This is a genomic window from Streptococcus sp. 10824 (assembly GCF_013276595.1).
GTDB lineage: Bacteria > Bacillota > Bacilli > Lactobacillales > Streptococcaceae > Streptococcus > Streptococcus pseudopneumoniae.
Genome location: NZ_VMLH01000122.1, coordinates 1 through 404, shown reverse-complemented (window position 1 = coordinate 404; position 404 = coordinate 1). Strand labels below are relative to the sequence as shown.

1 pseudogene is annotated in these 404 nt (G+C 44.3%); it reads left to right on the top strand.

What is annotated here, in order from left to right:
- Nucleotides 1-404: pseudogene (locus tag HT701_RS10060) on the top strand (ISNCY family transposase); the annotation flags it as partial.

Genomic DNA, 404 nt, shown 5'->3' with positions numbered 1-404 from the left:
GGTATTCCCCTTCAAATTAAAACAGATAAGAGAACGGTCTTTACCTATCAAGCCTCCAACTCTAAGAAAATGGAGGACGATACCCATACACAGTTTGGATACGCCTGTCACCAACTGGGGATTCTCCTTGAGACAACCGCTATCCCTCAAGCTAAAGGGAGAGTCGAAAGACTCAATCAGGCACTACAATCTCGCCTGCCTATTGAACTGGAACGAAACAATATTCATACCTTGGAAGAAGCCAATACTTTCCTTCTTTCCTACATTCAAACCTTTAATGAACAGTTTGGAAACAAGACAAAACTCTCTGTCTTCGAGGTGGCTCCTAAGCCCTCTGAACGAAATCTCATTCTAGCTAGACTGGCGGAGAGAGTCGTGGATCGTAGACACCATATCCGATTCCA